General features: G+C 57.5%; 21 protein-coding genes. 14 read left to right on the forward strand and 7 right to left on the reverse strand.

Annotated features, from left to right (window positions below; all coding sequences use genetic code 11):
* Window positions 1–13: 13 nt before the first annotated feature.
* Genes GS614_RS09600 through GS614_RS09615 form a run of 4 tightly spaced genes read left to right on the forward strand, consistent with a single transcriptional unit; the run spans window position 14 to window position 4,144 of the window.
* A complete protein-coding gene (locus tag GS614_RS09600; protein WP_171205253.1) occupies window positions 14–1,141 on the forward strand; it encodes an ABC transporter ATP-binding protein in 1,128 nt (375 codons plus the stop codon).
* Complete coding sequence (locus GS614_RS09605) at window positions 1,141–2,031, forward strand: ABC transporter permease subunit (RefSeq protein WP_152459301.1); 891 nt, start codon at window positions 1,141–1,143, stop codon at window positions 2,029–2,031. The genes GS614_RS09600 and GS614_RS09605 overlap by 1 nt, the downstream gene beginning before the upstream one ends.
* Window positions 2,028–2,846, forward strand: coding sequence for an ABC transporter permease (locus GS614_RS09610; protein WP_152459300.1), 819 nt, complete (start codon window positions 2,028–2,030; stop codon window positions 2,844–2,846). Before GS614_RS09605 ends, GS614_RS09610 begins: the two co-directional genes overlap by 4 nt.
* Window positions 2,843–4,144, forward strand: coding sequence for an FAD-binding oxidoreductase (locus GS614_RS09615; RefSeq protein WP_171726119.1), 1,302 nt, complete (start codon window positions 2,843–2,845; stop codon window positions 4,142–4,144). The genes GS614_RS09610 and GS614_RS09615 overlap by 4 nt, the downstream gene beginning before the upstream one ends.
* 9 nt (window positions 4,145–4,153) lie before the next feature.
* Here GS614_RS09615 and GS614_RS09620 read toward each other — a convergent pair whose 3' ends face one another.
* From GS614_RS09620 to GS614_RS09630, 3 genes are read right to left on the reverse strand one after another with little or no spacing between them, the layout of a single operon-like run.
* A complete protein-coding gene (locus tag GS614_RS09620) occupies window positions 4,154–5,020 on the reverse strand; it encodes an aminoglycoside phosphotransferase family protein (RefSeq protein WP_171726120.1) in 867 nt (288 codons plus the stop codon).
* A 53-nt stretch (window positions 5,021–5,073) separates the two neighbouring features.
* Window positions 5,074–5,736, reverse strand: coding sequence for a flagellar hook capping FlgD N-terminal domain-containing protein (locus GS614_RS09625; RefSeq protein WP_171726121.1), 663 nt, complete (start codon window positions 5,734–5,736; stop codon window positions 5,074–5,076).
* A 3-nt stretch (window positions 5,737–5,739) separates the two neighbouring features.
* Window positions 5,740–6,963 (reverse strand): flagellar hook-length control protein FliK, encoded by a 1,224-nt coding sequence (locus tag GS614_RS09630; RefSeq protein WP_171726122.1) that lies wholly within the window; start codon window positions 6,961–6,963, stop codon window positions 5,740–5,742.
* 110 nt (window positions 6,964–7,073) lie between these two features.
* Here GS614_RS09630 and GS614_RS09635 point away from each other — a divergent pair, with 110 nt between their 5' ends.
* The 6 genes from GS614_RS09635 to GS614_RS09660 all read left to right on the forward strand — a co-directional run bounded on the left by GS614_RS09635 (window position 7,074) and on the right by GS614_RS09660 (window position 10,763).
* Window positions 7,074–7,349, forward strand: coding sequence for a rod-binding protein (locus GS614_RS09635; RefSeq protein WP_171230574.1), 276 nt, complete (start codon window positions 7,074–7,076; stop codon window positions 7,347–7,349).
* A complete protein-coding gene (locus tag GS614_RS09640) occupies window positions 7,339–7,698 on the forward strand; it encodes a flagellar biosynthesis protein FlgN (protein ID WP_152459294.1) in 360 nt (119 codons plus the stop codon). The genes GS614_RS09635 and GS614_RS09640 overlap by 11 nt, the downstream gene beginning before the upstream one ends.
* A gap of 209 nt (window positions 7,699–7,907) precedes the next feature.
* Window positions 7,908–9,119: a flagellin gene (locus GS614_RS09645; protein WP_171119936.1), complete on the forward strand. Its 1,212-nt coding sequence runs from the start codon at window positions 7,908–7,910 to the stop codon at window positions 9,117–9,119.
* 77 nt (window positions 9,120–9,196) lie between these two features.
* Window positions 9,197–9,571 carry a flagellar biosynthesis regulator FlaF gene (gene flaF / locus GS614_RS09650; protein WP_170345565.1) on the forward strand — a complete coding sequence of 125 codons (375 nt, stop codon included), beginning with the start codon at window positions 9,197–9,199 and terminating at the stop codon, window positions 9,569–9,571.
* Window positions 9,571–9,972, forward strand: coding sequence for a flagellar biosynthesis repressor FlbT (gene flbT / locus GS614_RS09655; protein ID WP_152459291.1), 402 nt, complete (start codon window positions 9,571–9,573; stop codon window positions 9,970–9,972). Before flaF ends, flbT begins: the two co-directional genes overlap by 1 nt.
* Complete coding sequence (locus GS614_RS09660; RefSeq protein WP_171726123.1) at window positions 9,969–10,763, forward strand: DUF1217 domain-containing protein; 795 nt, start codon at window positions 9,969–9,971, stop codon at window positions 10,761–10,763. The genes flbT and GS614_RS09660 overlap by 4 nt, the downstream gene beginning before the upstream one ends.
* Before the next feature lie 100 nt (window positions 10,764–10,863).
* Here the strand turns inward: GS614_RS09660 and GS614_RS09665 are convergent, their stop codons facing one another.
* From GS614_RS09665 to GS614_RS09675, 3 genes are all read right to left on the reverse strand, one after another.
* A complete protein-coding gene (locus GS614_RS09665; protein WP_171205259.1) occupies window positions 10,864–12,438 on the reverse strand; it encodes a DUF427 domain-containing protein in 1,575 nt (524 codons plus the stop codon).
* Between the two features lie 106 nt (window positions 12,439–12,544).
* A complete protein-coding gene (locus GS614_RS09670; RefSeq protein ID WP_171726124.1) occupies window positions 12,545–13,246 on the reverse strand; it encodes a helix-turn-helix domain-containing protein in 702 nt (233 codons plus the stop codon).
* The gene (locus GS614_RS09675) at window positions 13,218–13,505 is read right to left on the reverse strand and encodes a hypothetical protein (protein ID WP_171119933.1); all 288 of its coding nucleotides are present in this window, start codon (window positions 13,503–13,505) and stop codon (window positions 13,218–13,220) included. Before GS614_RS09675 ends, GS614_RS09670 begins: the two co-directional genes overlap by 29 nt.
* 176 nt (window positions 13,506–13,681) lie before the next feature.
* On the opposite strand from GS614_RS09675, the gene GS614_RS09680 reads away from it, so the two are divergent.
* The 4 genes from GS614_RS09680 (at window position 13,682) to GS614_RS09695 (ending at window position 17,599) form a co-directional block, all read left to right on the forward strand.
* On the forward strand, window positions 13,682–14,140 hold the full coding sequence (locus tag GS614_RS09680; RefSeq protein ID WP_171726125.1) for a hypothetical protein: 459 nt from the start codon (window positions 13,682–13,684) through the stop codon (window positions 14,138–14,140).
* Between the two features lie 110 nt (window positions 14,141–14,250).
* Window positions 14,251–14,868 (forward strand): ribonuclease HII, encoded by a 618-nt coding sequence (locus GS614_RS09685; RefSeq protein ID WP_171726126.1) that lies wholly within the window; start codon window positions 14,251–14,253, stop codon window positions 14,866–14,868.
* Between the two features lie 107 nt (window positions 14,869–14,975).
* Window positions 14,976–16,076, forward strand: a complete 1,101-nt coding sequence (locus GS614_RS09690) for a site-specific DNA-methyltransferase (RefSeq protein ID WP_152459284.1) — start codon at window positions 14,976–14,978, stop codon at window positions 16,074–16,076.
* Between the two features lie 140 nt (window positions 16,077–16,216).
* Window positions 16,217–17,599, forward strand: coding sequence for an adenylate/guanylate cyclase domain-containing protein (locus tag GS614_RS09695; protein WP_171726127.1), 1,383 nt, complete (start codon window positions 16,217–16,219; stop codon window positions 17,597–17,599).
* A gap of 79 nt (window positions 17,600–17,678) precedes the next feature.
* Here the strand turns inward: GS614_RS09695 and GS614_RS09700 are convergent, their stop codons facing one another.
* Window positions 17,679–18,815: an alkane 1-monooxygenase gene (locus GS614_RS09700; RefSeq protein WP_171726128.1), complete on the reverse strand. Its 1,137-nt coding sequence runs from the start codon at window positions 18,813–18,815 to the stop codon at window positions 17,679–17,681.
* Between the last annotated feature and the right edge of the window lie 42 nt (window positions 18,816–18,857).

Here is an 18,857-nt window from a genome sequence, read left to right on the forward strand (position 1 = left end):
TGCGGGGGCTGCTTTGAGTTCTGACGTTTTTGCGCCGTGGAATGACCCACAGGCGAAACCCTTGATCCAGTTCCAGAACGTGACCAAGCGCTTTGGCGAGTTCACGGCGATCGACAACCTGTCTCTGGATATTTTCGAACGTGAGTTTTTTGCCCTGCTAGGCCCTTCAGGGTGCGGCAAAACAACGATGATGCGGATGCTGGCCGGGTTCGAGACCCCGACCGAAGGCCACATCTTGCTGGGCGGGCAGGATATCGACCCCATCCCGCCGAACAAGCGGGCCGTGAACATGATGTTCCAGTCCTATGCCCTGTTCCCGCATCTGAGTGTCTGGGAAAACATCGCTTTCGGTCTGCGCCGAGACAACATGCCCAAGCACGATCTGGAAGACCGGGTCGAAGAGATGCTGCGCCTGACCCGGCTGGAACAGTTCGCCCGTCGCAAACCGCATCAGATCTCGGGCGGTCAGAGGCAGCGCGTCGCACTGGCGCGCTCGTTGGCCAAAGCGCCCAAGCTTCTGCTGCTGGATGAACCGCTGGGGGCGTTGGACAAGAAGCTGCGTCAGGATACCCAGTTCGAATTGATGGATATCCAGGAAAAGACCGGCACCACCTTTGTCATCGTCACCCATGATCAGGAAGAGGCGATGACAGTTGCCACCCGCGTCGCGGTGATGGATCAGGGCCAGTTAAAGCAAGTGGCCACCCCGGATCGGATCTATGAAAACCCTGAATCTGTTTATGTCGCTGACTTCATCGGAGATGTGAACATCATCGAAGGCCGCGCGACGCCATCCGGAGAGGACGCCTATCAGATCGATTGGGCCGAAGGTCAGGCCCCGTTCACGGCATCTTCGCCTGCCGGTTTCTCAGACGGTCAGCCCTGCCATCTGGCGATCCGCCCCGAGAAAGTGACGATCTCTGCCGAACGGCCCGTCGATGCGGTCAACGCCGTGCAGGGCAAGGTTCACGACATTGCCTATCTGGGCAATCTGTCCACCTATCACGTTGAATTGGCAAACGGCACAATCATCAAGGCGCAGACGGCCAATACTCGCCGCATCTCGCGCCGTTCTTTCACCTGGGAAGACCCGGTCTGGCTGTCCTGGACAGCCACGGCTGCGGTTCTGCTGGCCAACTGATGCGCCGCGCCGTTCTGATCGCCATTCCTTACGTCTGGCTGTTGGCCCTGTTTCTGGTGCCATTCTTCATCGTTCTGAAGATTTCGCTGTCGGATACCGCGCTTGCCATCCCGCCTTATACCCCGACTTTGGACCTGTCAGCCGGTTGGGCGGGGATAAAGGAGTTTTTCAGCCAGCTTGATCTGGAGAATTATGTCTGGCTGACCGAGGACGACCTGTATTGGAAAGCCTACCTGTCCAGCGTCAAGATCGCTTTGATTTCGACATTCCTGACACTGCTGGTAGGTTATCCCATTGCCTACGGCATGGCCCGCGCGCCTCAGGAATGGCGACCGACACTGATGATGCTGGTCATCCTGCCCTTCTGGACCTCGTTCCTGATCCGGGTTTACGCTTGGATGGGCATTCTGTCGAACGAAGGGTATCTCAACCAGATCTTACTGTGGACCGGCATCATCTCGACGCCGCTGACGATCCTGAACACGTCAACTGCCGTCTATATCGGCATCGTCTACACCTATCTGCCTTTCATGATCCTGCCGATCTATTCTGCGTTGGAACGGTTGGACGGATCATTGATCGAAGCGGCCGAGGATCTGGGGTGTTCCCGTTTGCAGGCCTTCTGGCTGGTGACCATCCCGCTGTCCAAACCCGGTATCATTGCAGGGTGTTTCCTGGTGATGATCCCCGTGATCGGTGAATTCGTGATCCCATCCCTTCTGGGTGGTTCCGGTACGCTGATGATCGGCAAGGTTCTGTGGGAAGAGTTCTTTTCGAACCGTGACTGGCCGGTGGCAAGTGCGGTGGCCATCGTGCTGCTGCTGATCCTTGTCATTCCCATCGTGCTGTTCCAGCGCAACCAGCAGAAACAGGCGGAGGCCGAGGGATGAACAGATTGAGCTGGTTCAACACGGTTTCGCTGACGCTGGGTTTTGCGTTTCTGTACATCCCGATGATCATCCTGATCGTCTTCAGCTTCAACGAAAGCAAGCTGGTCACGGTCTGGGCCGGGTTTTCGACGAAATGGTACGGAGAGCTGCTTCGGAACGAAGCGTTCCTTGATGCTGCCTGGGTCACGATCCGGGTCGCGGTCTTTTCGTCGACGCTGGCGACTATTCTGGGAACGGCCGCCGCTTATGTGCTGGTCCGCAGCGGGCGTTTCTTTGGCCGGACACTGTTTTCCGGCATGATCTATGCACCGCTGGTCATGCCCGAAGTGATCACCGGCCTGTCGCTGCTTTTGCTGTTTATCGGCATCGGCCTGGATCGGGGTATTCTGACCATCGTTCTGGCGCATACGACCTTTTCGATGTGTTTCGTTTCCGTTGTCGTATCCTCGCGCCTCATCACCTTTGACCGGTCGTTGGAAGAGGCTGCGCTGGACCTTGGATGTTCGCCCGCGCAAGCCTTCCGTCTTGTCACCCTTCCGATCATCGCACCTGCGGTAATCTCGGGTTGGTTGCTGGCCTTCACCTTGTCACTTGATGATCTGGTGATTGCATCCTTCACTTCGGGGCCGTCGGCAACGACATTGCCGATCAAGATATTCTCGGCCGTGCGCCTTGGCGTCAGCCCGGAAATCAACGCGTTGTCGACGATCATGATCGCTGTGGTGACGGTCGGGGTAATCACGGCCTCGCTTGTGACCAAACGCGCGATGGTACGGCAGCAGCAGGACGAAATGGCTGCCGCGCGCACCGAATGAAGCGGATTTTTCCAGACTACGCCTATGGCAGCGACCCTCGCGACGGCTGTTGGTGGGACGAAACCGTTGCCAGCCCGGATTGGCCAGAGGTTCAAGGCGGCATGCATGTGGATGTGGCCATCATTGGGGGCGGATTTACAGGCGTTTCGGCTGCTCTGCATTTGGCTGAAAACGCTTCGGTTGCGGTGTTCGAAGCCGGCGCACCGGGGTGGGGAGCCTCGGGCCGCAATGGTGGGTTTTGCTGTCTTGGCGGCTCAAAGCTTGGCTACGAATCCATGCAGCGCCGGTTTGGCCTCGATGCTGCCTTGGACTATGCGGCAGCGGAACAGGAAGCGGTCCGACTGGTCGCCGATCTGTTGGCACAGCATCAGATCGATGCGGATACCCACTCCAGCGGGGAAACCCAGCTGGCGCATTCCAGGCGGGCGATGGACATGCTACGCCGCAATGCCGACGAGGCGGGAACCCTGCACGAAGCCAGAGACCTGCCCGCGAAGGGCATGGGTGGCGCGTTTCATGGTGGATACACTTCGCCGGTTGGTTTCGGGTTGAATCCCCGCAAATACCTGTTCGGGATTGCCCGAGCCGCCGAAGCAATGGGCGCGCATCTGTTCCGGAATTCCCCGGTTCTGAGCGTTGAAAAAACGGCGTCCGGCTTTGTGTTGCAAACGCAGAGCGGGACAGTCAAAGCGCAGGCGGTGTTGGTGTGTACCAACGGCTATTCCAGCGAGGATATCCCGGCCTGGATGTCCGGACGATACATGCCTGCTCAGTCGACCGTCATGGTAACGCGACCCCTTGGTCGAACCGAGCAGATGGCACAGGGATGGACATCGGATCAGATGTGCTATGATACGCGCAATCTGTTGCACTATTTCCGCCTGATGCCGGACGGGCGCTTTCTGTTTGGTATGAGGGGCGGCCTGCGGTCATCGGCAGAGGCTGAAGCAGCCATTCGGCGAAAGGTTCAGCAGGATTTCAAACATATGTTTCCTGCTTGGTCGACGGTCGAGGTCACTCATATCTGGTCCGGTTTGGTGTGCCTGTCGCGGGCCCTGACACCTTTTGTCGGCCCCGTTCCGGATCAACCGGGGATGTTTGCCGGTTTTGCATATCACGGCAATGGCGTCGCCATGGGCACGTATTGCGGTCGAGCATTGGCGCGGTTGGTTCTGGGGCAGGACGCCAGGCTGCCGGTCGTGATGATGCAAACACCGGGTCGGTTTCCTTTGGGTCGCTGGCGCCGTGTGCTCATGCCGCCAGCCTACGCCATGCTGGCGCTGGCCGACCTGCGATGAGGCGGGGCGTTACAGAATTGCGGTTTCCAAGTTCAACCCTGTCGCGTAATCGGGCGCACCATTTTCAGCGCGCCAGAGGCAATACGTCGCCATGCGCCACGCATACCATGGCCTGAGTTGTTCATAGCGCGCGACGATTTCGGGCCTGCCGTAGGCCGAAAGAAACTGGTCTTCCTCTTTCTTCGACAGCGGTGAGCCTCGGTAAAGCTGCTGCATTGCAGGCGACAAAAACAGCGCAAGGTCTTCGCAGGGATCGCCCAGGGCCGGGCATTGCCAGTCGATCAAGGTCAGACCACCGGTCGCCACCAGGATATTGCCTGCCACGGGGTCGCCATGGATCAGGCACGTCTGTTGCGTGGGTGCGACCGAATTTGATGGTTGCAAATCAGCGAGTTTGTCGCGCCCGTTTGAAGTACAGCCTTGCAGAATTCTTTTTCCATGAGCGCGCAAGTCTGCGCTGCCATTGCATCCGGCTGGCGCCTGGACGGCAATGGGCAGGGTATGAAGCTTGCGCAGCAAGGCGCCAACCTGTGCTGAATCCTGCCGCCAGGGGGCTCCGGGGGCGTGGTCGTAAAACACCCAACGGGCTTCATCGTATTGCCCTGTGGCCCGCAGCCTTGGCACGAAACCCGTGGTGCCAAGCGCCTTCAGGCATTGGGCCTCCAACTCTGCATCATTGCGAAACAAAGGATTGCGCAATGCCGTGCTGTAGAGTTTCAGGACTTTGTCACTGTCGCGGCCCTTGACCTTCCACACCCTGTTGGTGCGCCCGCCGTACAAGGTCGCGAACCGAGGATGCGCGTTGACCAATCCTTGCGCGTGAAGATGGTCAACCAGATCACGAGGGGGGGCAGGCAGGTCGGTCAGAGGTTCCATCACTTCTTATGGCGAGTCGATTTGCCAAGGTTTGGCCCGTCCCGCCCGACAGATCAAGCACCAGTTCGGACTGCGGTGACCTGAGTTGCGGGAATCACTTGACCGCCCTGCAAGGTCAGCAAAACAGCATCGTCGCCAACCTGTGCTTCGACGACGCGATTGTAGGCGGCGACAGGTTTTTCAGAGAGCAACTTGTCGCCCTTGTAGCTTTCCAGGGTTGCGGTGTAGTTGCCTGATGCCAATGGATTGCCCGAAGAATCCACTCCGGCCCAAACAAACTCCTCGGTTGTCGTGGGCACGGTGACATTATCGATTACCGTGCCATCACTGTCGCGGATAACCAATTTCGTCGCGTCCGCATCAGGGTCGGCCTGGGCGAACAATGTCACGGGCTGGCCGTCAAAGTGAAAGGCTGATGTCGAGCGGACGTCCATGCCCACCCAGCTTGCAAGCTCGTTCAGTTTCGTGCCGCCCAATGCGGTGGCCAGGTTGGACAAGAGGTCATTGGTCTGGACTTGTTGCTCGACCATCGAGAACTGCGCCAGCTGAGACGCAAATTCGGTCGAATCCATCGGCTCCAACGGATCCTGATTCTTTGCCTGCGCCGTTAGCATCAGCAAGAATGTCTCAAAGTCCGACGTAATCGCGGAATTCTGAGATGCCCCGGCCTTTTGTTGATCCGCAACGGGCTGCGTGGTGTTGACAGGCGTAATCATTTGTCAAAACCTCATGTCGATGCCCCGGCCCGAGGCCAGATACTGTGTGTGGGAAGTTGTGTGATCGATCCGTTCATGCGGCGCAGCTTCTGATTGTGAAGGGGATTGTGTGTCAGCGTCGTTTGCATCCTTTTGATGTGCGCCAGAACCCCAAGAGGTTCCCAGATCAAAGCTCAGATCCCCATAACCCAGCTTCTGAAACTCTTCTGTCAGAACGGATAAATGACGCCGCATTAAATCGAGGGTTTTCGGGCGCTCGGTCGCAATGGTGATTTGCAGGCCGTCCTCCCGGCCGTTCAGAACAATCGACACACGTCCAAGCTCTTCCGGATTCAGCGCTATTTCCGTTGCTCCTGATCCGGTGCGGGTCTGGACGGCTACCGACAGCTGACCAGCAATCGCCCGGGCGATTTCCGCTCGGGCGGCAGTGGACGGAGCGGTGAGTTGAGGCACAGACTCACGCGAGGTCAGCGGCAAAGGTTCCTCTCTGGCGGCAGGCAGGGCCTCAGCTTCGACAACGGGTGCCACGGGTTCGGCTTCAACGGCAGTTGCCATCAGCTGAAGCTGCGCCACCGAGGGCGCCCGGTCAGGCGCTGACGATTTGGGCGTCAGAATGTTCACTTCGGGCAACGGCTTCTTTTCAGGGTCCAGCGGGAGGGGGACGGCCCCCGTTTGTTCGACCGTGCCTTTGGGCTTTGCAAGCTGATCAAACATCTGGCCGATTTCGGTCATGGCTGTCACGTGCACAGGTTGGGGCGTCGGACCCTGCACCTTCTGCGAGAGCGCCGGAACCGGGGAAGGTGTGTCGCTTTGTGTGGGCAAACCTTTTGGTACCGATACCGGTGGTTGATCCGGTATTTCCGAGGGTGCTTGTTTTACCTCCGCCACCCGAACCGGCACCACCTTTACCTTGCCCAAGTCCGGGGTTTCCAGGAATGCAGAAGGGGGTTGCTGTTCGCCGATGTGTTCTGAAATCGGGGTGGGATGGGCCGTTGCAGATGCCTCGGCCGATGTCTCCGGCACAGGTTCGGGCACTGCTTCGACACTTTTCAGTTCGGCATTGATGGCAGCGTTTTCGCCTTCTGGGTGGCCGGTGGCACCAACCTCTTGCCCGAGGACAACCTGAAAGCTTTCTGAGCCAGTGTTTTGGCCCGGAGCCTTACGCGATGTGACGGCTTTCTCGGGTGTGGTCGGCGTTGCGTTCGCCAGCGTTAGGGGGGTGGGCATTTTGCTCCGGCTCCGTGTAACTGGTCGGAACACTGCCTGTAGGAAGTTACGTTTATTTTAACCGCTTTCACCTTTGATCGAGAAAGTTCGAAGCAAATTCGGAGAATGCCATGAAGGTTTCAACCCTTCCTCACGTATCTCAATCACAGTCACCCCAGACCCGGCTGAAAAACGCCGCCATAGAGCTTGAGGCCGCGTTTCTGGCCGAAATGCTGAAATCTGCCGGGTTGGGAAAGACCCGTCAGTCCTTTGGCGGTGGCGCCGGTGAGGATCAGTTTTCTTCGATGCTTGTTCAACATCAGGCGCAGCAACTGGCCCGGTCCGGCGGCGTGGGCCTTTCCGAAATTCTGTTCAAGTCACTGATGGAGAAAACCGATGACGTCTAAGGCCGATAAAGCGTTGATCAAGTCTTTGGAAGAAGTCCTGGATTTGGAACGTGCCGCACTTGTACAGGGAGATCTGGACCGTTTGTCCAGCATGGTGCCTGAAAAAGAAAAGCTGATCGGGGCAATCAATGATCTTCAGGTGCTGGAAAGTGAGGCACTGATTCGCGTTCAACAGAAAGCCGAGCGCAATCAGGCGCTGCTGAACAGCGCGGCTGAAGGCATCCGGGCGGTCGCCAGCCGAATGGCTGAATTGCGGCGCGTTCGGCAGGAATTCAGCACCTATGGTGCAGACGGACAGCGAAGTGAATTCGCGGTGCGCAGCACGGCAAAGCTGGAAAAGCGGGCATAGGCAGAAGTTTGATTCAAATCCGAAATTTCTGGGCCGGGCGCTTTAGCACTCCGTTAGGGGATCGGGTTCAAAATTGGTGTTGCACCTGAGATCAACAGGTGGCGCGAACGGCCACGCGGCGCGTCGCACAGGTCAGAAAGACACCAATGCCCGCAAATAGTGCGGGGTGAACATGGGCAAAATGGCCCGAACGGAAAAGGATGAAAGCTATGTCCAGCATTCTGACAAACAATGGCGCGATGGTTGCGCTGCAGACTCTCAAGTCGGTCAACAAAAACCTGGCGATGACCCAGAACGCAATCTCGACCGGCAAGGATGTCGCAACGGCCAAGGACAACTCAGCAGTTTGGGCGATTTCCAAAGTGATGGAGTCGGACGTCAAAGGTTTCAACGCGATCAAGGACAGTCTTGCGCTTGGCGAATCGACCGTCGCCGTTGCGCGGAACGCCGCGGAAACCGTCACTGATCTGCTGACCCAGATGAAAGGCAAGATCGTCGCGGCGCAGGAAGACAACGTTGATCGCGGCAAAATCAATGATGATGTGACTGCACTGAAAGATCAGATCGCGTCCGTCGTCAGTGCGGCGCAGTTCAATGGTCTGAACCTGGTTGACGGCTCTGCCGGTTCCGCTTCGATCCTTGCATCGCTGGATCGTGACAACACAGGTGCTGTGACCTCGTCGTCCATCACCGTTGCAGGGCAGAACCTGTCGACCGGTGGTTATGTCACCAAGCAGGTTTTTGACGGTTCGACCGGCGCATCGACAGGCAACGATCGCGTCGGCGCAACCATCGATAACGGCGCAACCGCCGCAACCGCGCTGGTCACCGACGAATCCAGCGGTGTTTTTGCCGCCGGGGACAAGGTCGTCGTAGCGATCAACGATCAGGTCGTATCCTATACCGTTTCCGCCGAAGACGCTGCCGCGACAACAACCGGTGATCTGGTTGCTGTTGGGTTGAAATCGAAGATTGAAGAGCTTGGGATTACCGGTCTGACCGTCGATTATGACTCGGGTACAGCCGGAACTTTGTCTGTTACCAACGGTACGGGCTCGGACATTTCGTTTTCGGCTCAATTCGTGAACGCCGGTGCAGGTGGTCTGGGCGCGCTGGCCGGCATTGATGTTTCGACCGGTGCGGGTGCGACCGCTGCCCTGGCCGCCGTTGAGTCGCTGATCGATACTTCGATCGACGCGTCGGCTGCTTTCGGTTCCTCTCAAAGCCGGATCGAAACTCAGAAAGAGTTCATCTCGAACCTGTCCGACTCGTTCAAGTCAGGTATCGGTTCGCTGGTCGACGCGGACATGGAAGAGACTTCGGCGCGGTTGCAGGCGCTTCAGGTTCAGCAACAGTTGGCGACGCAGTCGCTTTCGATCGCCAATCAGGCACCGCAGTCGATTCTGTCGCTGTTCCGCTAATTCGCGAAATCGGTTGGGGCGCGGTCTTCGCGCCCCATCAATGACTGCCTGATGACGGCCCTTTGGAAGGATTTCAAGTGACACCGCAAACCCTAGCCCATCAAACCTATGCGCAAACCGCCGCGCCGACTCGGACGCCTCGAGACACGGAATACGAAGCGATTTCAAGGATCACACGGCGTCTGAAGGCAGCAACGGCACAAAAGGCAACGGATTTTTCGGGCTTTGTACAGGCCGTGCACGAAAACCGGCGGCTATGGGGGGTGCTCGCCACCGGCGTTGCCGATTCCGAGAATGCCCTGCCCAACGACCTGAGAGCCAGGATCTTCTACCTTGCCGAATTCACCGAACAACACAGCAGCCGCGTTCTGGGAGACGGCGCAACCGTTGAACCGTTGGTGGAAATCAACACGGCCGTATTGCGCGGATTGCGCCAGATGAGGGCAACTTGATGAGTGGTTTGGTCCTGAAGCTTGCCCCGAAAGAAAGGGTTCTGATCAACGGGGTCGTGATTGAGAACGGCGATCGCCGCGGCCGGTTTTCGATCATGACGCCACAGGCAAATGTACTTCGACTGCGGGATGCGATTCATCCGGATGAGGTGAATACGCCGGTGCGCCGCGTCTGTTATGCCGCGCAGCTTGTATTGTCGGGGGACATCGAACCTGGCCAAGCACGTCAGCAATTGTTGCGCCGCGTGGAAGAGCTGAGCCAGGTTTTTACGGATGCAGATAGCCGTCGGGTCTTGGCCGAAGCCACGGATGCCCTGGTTGCAGAGCATTATTACAAGTGCCTCAAATCGCTTCGCTCGCTTCTGCCGCGCGAAGAGCGGCTGATGGCTTACCAGCAATGACATTCCAACCGGTCATCCCAAGCGGCGGAATCGTGGGCTGGCGGTTTCTGCAACGTACCTATGAAGGTCAGCTCCAGAGTTTTTCGTCGTCCGCTGCGAATGAAAGAGAGACAAAGTATTTTCTGGACAACATTGGGAAAATCCAATCCGCCGAAGAGCTGGTTTCGGATCGCAGGTTGTTGCAGGTCGCTTTGGGTGCGTTCGGCTTGGAGGGAGATTTGGACAACCGGTTTTTCATACGCAAAATCCTCGAGGATGGGGCACAGGCGGATGACGCGTTGTCCAATCGATTGGCCGACAAGCGATACCGGGAATTTTCTGACGCCTTTGGGTTTGGTCCCGGTGCTGTCCGAAAAACCGCGCTGACGTCCGACATGGAGCAAATCGCCCAGGCCAATTTGACGGCCCGGTTTGAAATTGCCGTTGGCGAGTCGGATGAAACGATGCGTATTTCGCTCCATGCACAACGAGAGCTTTCAGATCTTGCCAACAGAACCTCAAGCGCAGACACAAAGTGGTTCGATCTGATGGGGTTGCCGCCCTTGCGCAGCATGATGGAAACGGCACTTGGACTGCCGTCATCCTTTGCGCAGCTGGACATTGACAAACAACTGGTCGAGTTCAAGGCCAGGTTGCTCAAACTGACCGGCTCGGAGGATCTGGCACAGTTTTCGAACCCAAAGTCCATCGAGAAACTGACCGACACCTATTTGGCCAGAAGTCAGATTTCGCAACTTCAGAACACGATCTCGCCGGCGCAGACCGCATTGATCTTGTTGGGGGCCGCTTGAGCAGAACGCCTCCGGATCGAAGTGATCGGTGGAGCATGATCGCAAGGGCGTCACGCTGATCAAGGCAATGCGGTTTTCTTCAGAACTGCAACGAAAGGCCTCAACCGTTCAGAATCTCATCGGCTGCGGTTCGCAAAGCATATGATCTGACGGGTCGGGACACGTTGTGCAGATTGACGTCTCCCAGCGGTACAGCATTGGAACAGGCCGGTTCGATGTCTTCTGAAACGACAATGCGGTGCCCTTGCGACTTGCCGAACTCGCCCAAACGTGCGGCGATGTTTGCGGCCTGACCGATAACTGTGAAATCAAGCCGTTCGCGAGATCCCACATTGCCGTAGGTGACACGCCCATACGCGACGCCGATCGAACAGTCGCAATGCCTGTCCGTACCTTCTTTGCGCAGCTCTCCCAAAGTTTCGACGATTTTGATCGCCGAGCGCTGGGCATTGGTGCGGGCCGTACTGGCATCCTCGTCCGTTGCAGGGAAGACGGCCAGCACAGCGTCGCCAATGAACTTCAGGACTTCTCCGTTGTTGTCATGAACAATGCCCGAGACCGTTTCAAAGAACTCGTTCAGGAGATTGATATACTCGCCCCGGCCCAGCTTCTCTTCAAGGCTCGTTGAATTGCGGAGGTCGCAGAACATGATGGCGGCGTCGATCTCATCCCCGTCACCTCGCCTGATTTCGCCGCCCAATACGCGCGCGCCGGTGCGTTTGCCGACATAGGTTTCCAGCAGGACCTGCGCGTTTTCGCGCTGCATGAACACTTCGTAGAAACGGGCGATTACCGAGGAACATTCAAAGACAAGGCCCAGATTTTCGGTGGTAAACCCGTCCGGGTGATCGCAGGTCAGCGTCAGAACATTGGTGCGCCCGTCGGAAAACGGCAAGGGCATGGCCACGTAATCTGTTGCGCCCTTGGCCCGCAGATCCTCCATGATCGGGAAGCTGTTTTGCGGGTTTTCATCATTCAACCTTTGCCGCACGCCACCCAGGCCGTTCGAGACATGCCGCAAGGGGCTGTTGATGAAAGCTGGGTGATCATAGATTTCGTATGTCGGAGCCCTAGTCAGAATCTCTTCTTCATCTTTTTCCCAGATATAGTGCTTTCCCGCGATCAGGGGATGAAGAGACCAGGCCAGAATGCTCAGCCTTTGTATTGCGATGCCGTGCTCCAACATCTTTTCGGCCAGCGCTTTGGTAAAGCTTTCGGGTGTTGCCGCGGTCGAAGCACCACGCATCAACCAATCAATCAGGGGCCCGCTGATGTTGCCGTCTTCAGGTTCACGAAGGCGGTTGTCGCCCAGATCGATTTTCGTATAGGCGCCGGGCACAAAGCCGATACAGCCTTGAATGGCCGCGCTTTCGGGCAGGGCTTCTTCATAGGCCCAGACAGAATTGGCCAGGTTTTCGGAACCCAGATTGATGTCGTGATATGTGGCAGTGCCTTTGAACGGGCAGAATGTTTGCAGATCTGTTTCTTCGCTCAGATCAACACAGACATCCGCGCGGGGAACATAGATCGTGGGCGGCAGGCGCGTTTCATACATCACCTTGGCATCTGTGCTTTCAGCCAAAAGCACATCATTGCGGTAAATGGCAATTCTGCCATTCAGCGATTCAACCGAGATTCCATACCCATTGATTTTTGGTGCGGCGTGGACGTTCATATGCGACCTCCCTTGCCTGGGTTTTTTCTAGAATGGGGCTTTGCATCCCACATTCCAAGTGGCGCAGAAGGGAAAAGTACCAACGCATACGGTCATGCAGCAAGGCTCAGACCATTTGTATCACGTCTTTTTCGATGGACAGCATATACCCTTTTTTGGCGATGTTCTTGACCAGAAGTTCACTGACCATCTGGTTGCCAAGCGCATCCCGCAACCGTTTGATCCGCGTCGCGCCTGCGGCTTCGTCGCAATCGGCCTCATTGCGGCCGGAAATCATCGCCTCGATCTGGGCGCCGGACAAAACCTCATCATCCAGTCGCGATTCAGCCAGAACAGACAGGGTTTCCATGGCGGCGGGCGTGAGTTTGAAATCCATGTTGTTGAGGTAGACGGTGTTTTCCTCGCGGCTGATCAGCAACGAGGTCACCTGAATGCCGGTGCGTTCGATCTGCGCCATGCGTCGGTTCAGCAGTACCAGCATCACCAGAAAGACCAACGCCGAGGCCATCATGGTGCAGGCAAAAACCAGCAGCACATAGATCACCATCCGATAACTGGACAGGGTGTCGGCGAAGGCGGTGCCGGACTGGGCCAGAATTTCAAGCAACCGGATTTCGGTTTGCGAGGTCAGATCGGTCTCGATGAACAATCGCTCGACCCGCGCGTTGAATGCGTTGGCGTCCGGCAGGGTCCAGAACAGGAAAACGGCGGCGGTGATCAGAATGGCGACAATGGCTGCGACGCCCAGCACGACCAGACGGACCCCCGACCGGCGTGCGTCAGAAACGGAGATAGAATTTTCCGGCATTGCCTTTCCTCTGATCCAACCCTTCCGGCCCGAAAACGGACTGCACTTCAAGCAAGGTCCAGCCTGACGCGCTCAGGCGCTGGGCGATTTCTGCCTGGGCCTGGCCCTTGTCGCAGTTCGAGACCTGAATGACCCCATAGTGCAGACGCAACGGGTTGTCTTTCTTGGCCTTGTAATCCGCATAGCAATCCGCCGCAGACGCAGCAGAGCCAAGCGATATCAGGACCGCAAAGGTCAGAGAAGAGAGGATCTGTTTCATAGGCCGCATCCTGCGCATGAGTTGCCGCGATATTCAATAACCCAAGGGGTTTGCGGGCACTGATATCCGATAACACCGGGCCGTTATTGCTTGTCTGGACCGGTCGCCCCCAGTGTCAGGGCAATCAGGACGCGCTCCGTCACACGGTCGCCCAAACACTATGAAGGACACGCATCATGCACAGGAAATTCATCGCTTTCATCGTTGCGACCGCGGTCGCAATAACCGGGGTTTCTGCGTCTCAGGCACGGGCTGCGGACGCAAAGGACATTCTTGGCGGGCTGGCGGCCATCGCGCTCATCGGGGCCGGGGTTCACTATTACAACAAGGAAAAGAAAAAGGACCGGGCAACTCGCGACCAGACCTATACACCGGCACCTTACACGCCGCAACCGGTGCGTCCTCTGCCGCCGCGCGTGGCGCGCTATGATCTTCCCCAGCGCTGCCTGCGCACATTCAACGGGTATTCACAGGATCATCCGTTGCTTGGGCCGAAATGCCTCAAGAAGCACTACAAACATGCCAATAGCCTGCCGCAAGAGTGCAAAGTCGGTTTCTGGAATGGCCAAAAGGTCAAGCGGGCATACGAACCCGCGTGCTTGCGCCAGAAAGGATACCGTGTCGTTTACCAGTAATGCCGGTTGAGCAGGAGCGGCGCCAAAGACGCGCCGCGTGAGAGAGGGCGGTGTGGGCTGCCCTCTCATTTTTTCTTGCGGCGCTGTGTGAAACACGGTTTTCCAAAAGGATGACAAAACCAGATTTCGAACTTGAACAGGCGCTGCTGGAGCGGGGCCATTGCCGTATCGCGGGTGTGGATGAGGTCGGGCGCGGCCCTTTGGCCGGCCCGGTCGTCGCGGCAGCGGTGATCCTGAACCCACAGGCCATCCCCGAAGGGTTGAATGATTCCAAGAGGCTGACGGCCAGACGTCGGGCCGCGTTGGATACCGAGATCCGGCATAGCGCCGAGTTTGCCGTGGCCGAAGCCTCGGTCGCCGAGATTGACGAGATCAACATCCTCAGGGCATCGCATCTGGCGATGCTGCGCGCGGTCGAGGCTCTGTCGCCGGCCCCTGATTTCCTGCTGATCGACGGGAACATGATTCCACGCGGCCTGAAAATCCCGTCGCAGGCCGTCGTGAAGGGGGATGCCCGATCGGTGTCAATTGCAGCCGCGTCGATCCTTGCGAAAAACTGGCGCGATCAGGTGATGGTGGATTTGGCGCAACAGCATCCGGGATATGGATGGGAAACCAACGCCGGTTATCCGTCAAAACAACACAAGGAAGCACTGCAAAATCTTGGCGTGACCCCACACCATAGACGTTCGTTCAAGCCGGTGCACAATATCTTGTATCAAGAGTAAATCGTAAGTCGCTGATTCAAAAAAGAAATTGACGCCGATTCGTCTTTGACTCATCCTTGTCTCAACCAAATGAGCGCAAAAGCGCCGTGGACACTTGAGGCAGTGATATGACGACAACCACCAAAAAGGGCGCAATAGCGCCCCCTTTAAACACGATTCTATCCGGGGACTGCATCGAAGTGATGAACAGTCTTCCCGAGGCATCCGTTGACCTGATTTTTGCGGATCCGCCCTATAATTTGCAGTTGAAAGGTCAGCTGCATCGCCCGGACAATTCTCAGGTGGATGCGGTGGATGATCACTGGGATCAGTTTTCCAGCTTTGGTGCCTATGACCAATTCACCCGCGCGTGGTTGAAGGCGGCACGCCGTCTGCTCAAGCCAAATGGTGCGATCTGGGTGATCGGCTCTTACCACAACATCTTCCGCGTTGGTTCGGCGTTGCAGGACGAGGGCTATTGGATTCTGAACGATGTGGTCTGGCGCAAGTCAAACCCGATGCCCAACTTCCGCGGCAAACGTTTTACCAACGCGCATGAGACGATGATCTGGGCATCCAAGCGCGAAGGGGCCAAGTACACCTTCAACTATGAGGCGCTGAAGGCCCTGAACGAAGGCGTGCAGATGCGCAGCGACTGGGTGCTGCCGATCTGCACCGGGCATGAACGTCTGAAGGATGAAAACGGTGACAAGGCACACCCGACGCAAAAGCCGGAATCACTGCTGCACCGTGTTCTGATCGGCTCGACCAACCCCGGGGACGTGGTGCTGGATCCGTTCTTCGGCACCGGAACGACCGGAGCCGTCGCCAAGATGCTGGGCCGCGAGTTCATTGGTATCGAACGCGAGGAAAGCTACCGCAAGGTGGCCGAGAAGCGCATTGCCAAGGTCCGCAAGTTCGACCGTGAGGCTCTGGAAGTCAGCGCCAGCAAGCGCGCAGAACCCCGCGTTCCCTTCGGCCAACTGGTCGAGCGTGGGATGCTGCGCCCGGGCGAAGAACTCTATTCAATGAACAGGCGTCACAAGGCCAAGGTCCGGGCCGATGGCACATTGGTCGGTGACAACGTCAAAGGCTCGATCCATCAGGTGGGCGCCCATCTGGAAAATGCGCCGTCCTGCAATGGCTGGACCTATTGGTGCTTCAAGCGTGACGGCAAAACGGTTCCGATCGACGTTCTGCGCCAGCAGATCCGGGCCGAGATGAACTGATACAAAGAACACCGCCGGTGCCTGTGGCCTGACACAAGGCACTACGCCTTGCCCCGCCGATCCTACGGCGGGGTCTTTTGTTTTCGGATCAACAGTGATTGCATGTTGTTGACCCTGACACTGCAAGAAAGATCACGGCCATGACCGAGACAACAGCGCAGCCCCGCCGCAGTCTGTTTTTCACGGAACCTGACACGTTCGATCTGGACAACAAATACACCGAGGCCGCGTTGGAGCGGCACAAGCGTGAAGGGTTGGAACTGGCCGTTCGCGCGCGCTGGGTGGCGATGGCACTGACCGGGGTTCTTCTGGTTTTCCTGAACCCGCAATGGGAGGTGCTTTGGTATCACTTCATTCTGCTGCTGATCTGCGCCAACGGTTGGCTGATCCGCCGTTCCGGTCGGGTGGGACAATCGCGGGTCGAGCTTCTTTTGATCTTCGTGGATTTGCTGATCATGACCCTTGGAATGATTGTGCCCAACCCGTTCAGCGACGATGTCCGCCCTCTGGCCATGCAATACCGGTTTGACAACTTTCAGTACTTTTTCGTCATCCTGGCGGCTGGAACCCTAGCCTATTCCTGGCGCACGGTCATTGCCATCGGTTCGTGGACGGCATTGATGTGGACGATCGGTTGGATCGTTGCCTCGTGGGTGGCAACGCCGATTCCGGGCATCAGCGAAAAGGTTGCAGAGGCCTTGCAGGGCTATCCGGATGTTGCCGAACTGTTGGACCCCAACAGTTTCATGGTCCCTCAACGTATCCAGCAAGTGATCGTATTCATAATGGTCGCGGTAACGCTGGGCATTTCGATGCGGCGTCTCAATCAATTGTTGATGAACAACGCGGGATTGGAACGGGAACGGGCCAACCTGTCGCGGTATTTCTCGCCCAATGTGGTGGATGAGCTGAGCCAGAACGATGAGCCGCTGAAACAGGTCCGCAAAGAAGATGTGGCCGTTCTGTTCATCGATATCGTCGGGTTCACCAAATACGCCGCCGGGCGGGATCCATATGAAGTGATCGAGGTTCTGCGCGGGTTTCATGCCCGTATGGAAACCGAGGTATTCCGGCACCACGGGACCTTGGACAAGTATCTGGGCGACGGTTTGATGGCGACCTTCGGCACTCCGGTGCCAACGCCCCTGGACGCGAGCAATGCCCTAGACTGCGCGCGTGCGATGGTGGGTGTGATCGACCGTTGGAATCTGGAACGCCGCCGGGCGGGTGAGCCTGAAATCCATGTCGGCGTTGGGGTGCATCACGGCTCGGTCGTGCTTGGGGATATCGGTGCCAACCGGTTGGAATTCGCGGTGATTGGCGATGCGGTCAATGTGGCGGCCAAGCTTGAGGCACTGACGCGTGAGTTCAAGGCGCGTATCGTTGTCAGCGATGCCGTGCGTTTGCGGGTTGAGGAAGAAAACCCGCAGGCGCGGGAGGTCATGGCCGGTTTTGTTGCCTGCCGCGACCAAACCGTGCGAGGGGTCGAGGCGCCGATGGATGTCTGGGTGATGAAAAGCTGAGGGCCTCCCGCCCGTCAGAACAGCATCGCAGATGCAGTGCTGACAGTTGGGCCAAGCAGCGCGCCTGTGCGCGCTGCGGTCACGATTTTGGCATGGGGTTCAAGGATTTGTTGTAGGGGTGCCAGTCGGTGATCTCGGGATAATAGTGGCGTCGCCACGCGCGAACGCGCGGGTTCATGACCCGCCGCCAAAGCGGCGGTATCATCGCGGCCACAGTCATGACGGGATAGCCATAGGGCAATTGCGGTGCTGCGTCCGACGCGTGATGTTGCAGCAGCGGAAACCGGCGATTGGGTTTGTAATGGTGGTCCGAATGGCGCTGAAGATTGATCAGCAACCAGTTCGAAGCTTTCTGCGAGGCATTCCAAGAATGGCGTGGCAGGACATGCTCGTACCGTCCCTCGCCCAGGTGTTTTCGGGTCAGGCCGTAATGCTCGACATAATTGACCAGCTCGAGCTGCCAGATCGCGACACCAGCCTGAAGCAGAAACAGCGCCACGCCGGACCATCCTCCGATCAGGCCGGCAAGTGCCAGCATCCCACCTTGCAGCGCCCAGTACCGCCAGAACGGGTTTGAACGATCTGTCCACGGTCTGTCGATACGGGCCAGCTTGTTGCGCTCGGCGCTGAAGGCCGAAACCCAGCATTGCCACAGAACGCGGGGATAGAAGCGATGGAAACCTTCGTTGTAGCGCGCCGTTACCGGATCGCGCGGGGTGCCAACATGGCGGTGGTGGACCAACAGGTGCTCGGACCGAAAATGAGAATACAGCACCATGGCAAGAAGGATGTCCCCCAGCCAGCGTTCCAAGCGGCTTTTCTGGTGCACCAACTCGTGGCTGTAATTGATCCCAATCGTGCCCGAAATGACGCCCATGCCAAAGAAGAGGCCGATTTTCTCAAGCGTTGACAGATGGGTGTTGTGGGTTGCGTACCAGATCAGACCAAAAAGGGTGACGAACTGGATCGGGGCCCAGAGTTTTGTCAGCAATATGTACCATTGCAGCGCCGTGTCCGGCGTCTCGGGGTCGGCGTTTTGAGTGTTGAGCCCGGTGATCCGGTCCAGCACTGCAAAAGCCCACCAGGTTGCGGCAGGAACCAGCAGGACAGACCATCCACCGGTAGCAGCTGAAAACCAGACCAGCGGAATCAGCAAAAACGACACCCAGAAAGGGGATGCAGATTGCCAGCGGGACAATGTGCCTGTTGCGATCATCTTTTCTGCTCCGACTTTATGGAGATATCCTAGCCATGGCCC

This window comes from Ruegeria sp. HKCCD6604, from assembly GCF_013110635.1.
In the GTDB taxonomy this organism is placed as follows: Bacteria; Pseudomonadota; Alphaproteobacteria; order Rhodobacterales; family Rhodobacteraceae; genus Ruegeria.

What these genes read in the sequence shown, in the direction of transcription:
- GS614_RS09605 (WP_152459301.1), top strand. Translation starts at nt 1,141, where the DNA reads ATGCGCCGCGCCGTTCTGATCGCCATTCCTTACGTCTGGCTGTTGGCC.
- GS614_RS09610 (WP_152459300.1), top strand. Translation starts at nt 2,028, where the DNA reads ATGAACAGATTGAGCTGGTTCAACACGGTTTCGCTGACGCTGGGTTTT.
- GS614_RS09615 (WP_171726119.1), top strand. Translation starts at nt 2,843, where the DNA reads ATGAAGCGGATTTTTCCAGACTACGCCTATGGCAGCGACCCTCGCGAC.
- GS614_RS09620 (WP_171726120.1), bottom strand. Translation starts at nt 5,020, where the DNA reads ATGGAACCTCTGACCGACCTGCCTGCCCCCCCTCGTGATCTGGTTGAC.
- GS614_RS09625 (WP_171726121.1), bottom strand. Translation starts at nt 5,736, where the DNA reads ATGATTACGCCTGTCAACACCACGCAGCCCGTTGCGGATCAACAAAAG.
- GS614_RS09630 (WP_171726122.1), bottom strand. Translation starts at nt 6,963, where the DNA reads ATGCCCACCCCCCTAACGCTGGCGAACGCAACGCCGACCACACCCGAG.
- GS614_RS09635 (WP_171230574.1), top strand. Translation starts at nt 7,074, where the DNA reads ATGAAGGTTTCAACCCTTCCTCACGTATCTCAATCACAGTCACCCCAG.
- GS614_RS09640 (WP_152459294.1), top strand. Translation starts at nt 7,339, where the DNA reads ATGACGTCTAAGGCCGATAAAGCGTTGATCAAGTCTTTGGAAGAAGTC.
- GS614_RS09645 (WP_171119936.1), top strand. Translation starts at nt 7,908, where the DNA reads ATGTCCAGCATTCTGACAAACAATGGCGCGATGGTTGCGCTGCAGACT.
- flbT (WP_152459291.1), top strand. Translation starts at nt 9,571, where the DNA reads ATGAGTGGTTTGGTCCTGAAGCTTGCCCCGAAAGAAAGGGTTCTGATC.
- GS614_RS09660 (WP_171726123.1), top strand. Translation starts at nt 9,969, where the DNA reads ATGACATTCCAACCGGTCATCCCAAGCGGCGGAATCGTGGGCTGGCGG.
- GS614_RS09665 (WP_171205259.1), bottom strand. Translation starts at nt 12,438, where the DNA reads ATGAACGTCCACGCCGCACCAAAAATCAATGGGTATGGAATCTCGGTT.
- GS614_RS09670 (WP_171726124.1), bottom strand. Translation starts at nt 13,246, where the DNA reads ATGCCGGAAAATTCTATCTCCGTTTCTGACGCACGCCGGTCGGGGGTC.
- GS614_RS09675 (WP_171119933.1), bottom strand. Translation starts at nt 13,505, where the DNA reads ATGAAACAGATCCTCTCTTCTCTGACCTTTGCGGTCCTGATATCGCTT.
- GS614_RS09680 (WP_171726125.1), top strand. Translation starts at nt 13,682, where the DNA reads ATGCACAGGAAATTCATCGCTTTCATCGTTGCGACCGCGGTCGCAATA.
- GS614_RS09685 (WP_171726126.1), top strand. Translation starts at nt 14,251, where the DNA reads ATGACAAAACCAGATTTCGAACTTGAACAGGCGCTGCTGGAGCGGGGC.
- GS614_RS09690 (WP_152459284.1), top strand. Translation starts at nt 14,976, where the DNA reads ATGACGACAACCACCAAAAAGGGCGCAATAGCGCCCCCTTTAAACACG.
- GS614_RS09695 (WP_171726127.1), top strand. Translation starts at nt 16,217, where the DNA reads ATGACCGAGACAACAGCGCAGCCCCGCCGCAGTCTGTTTTTCACGGAA.
- GS614_RS09700 (WP_171726128.1), bottom strand. Translation starts at nt 18,815, where the DNA reads ATGATCGCAACAGGCACATTGTCCCGCTGGCAATCTGCATCCCCTTTC.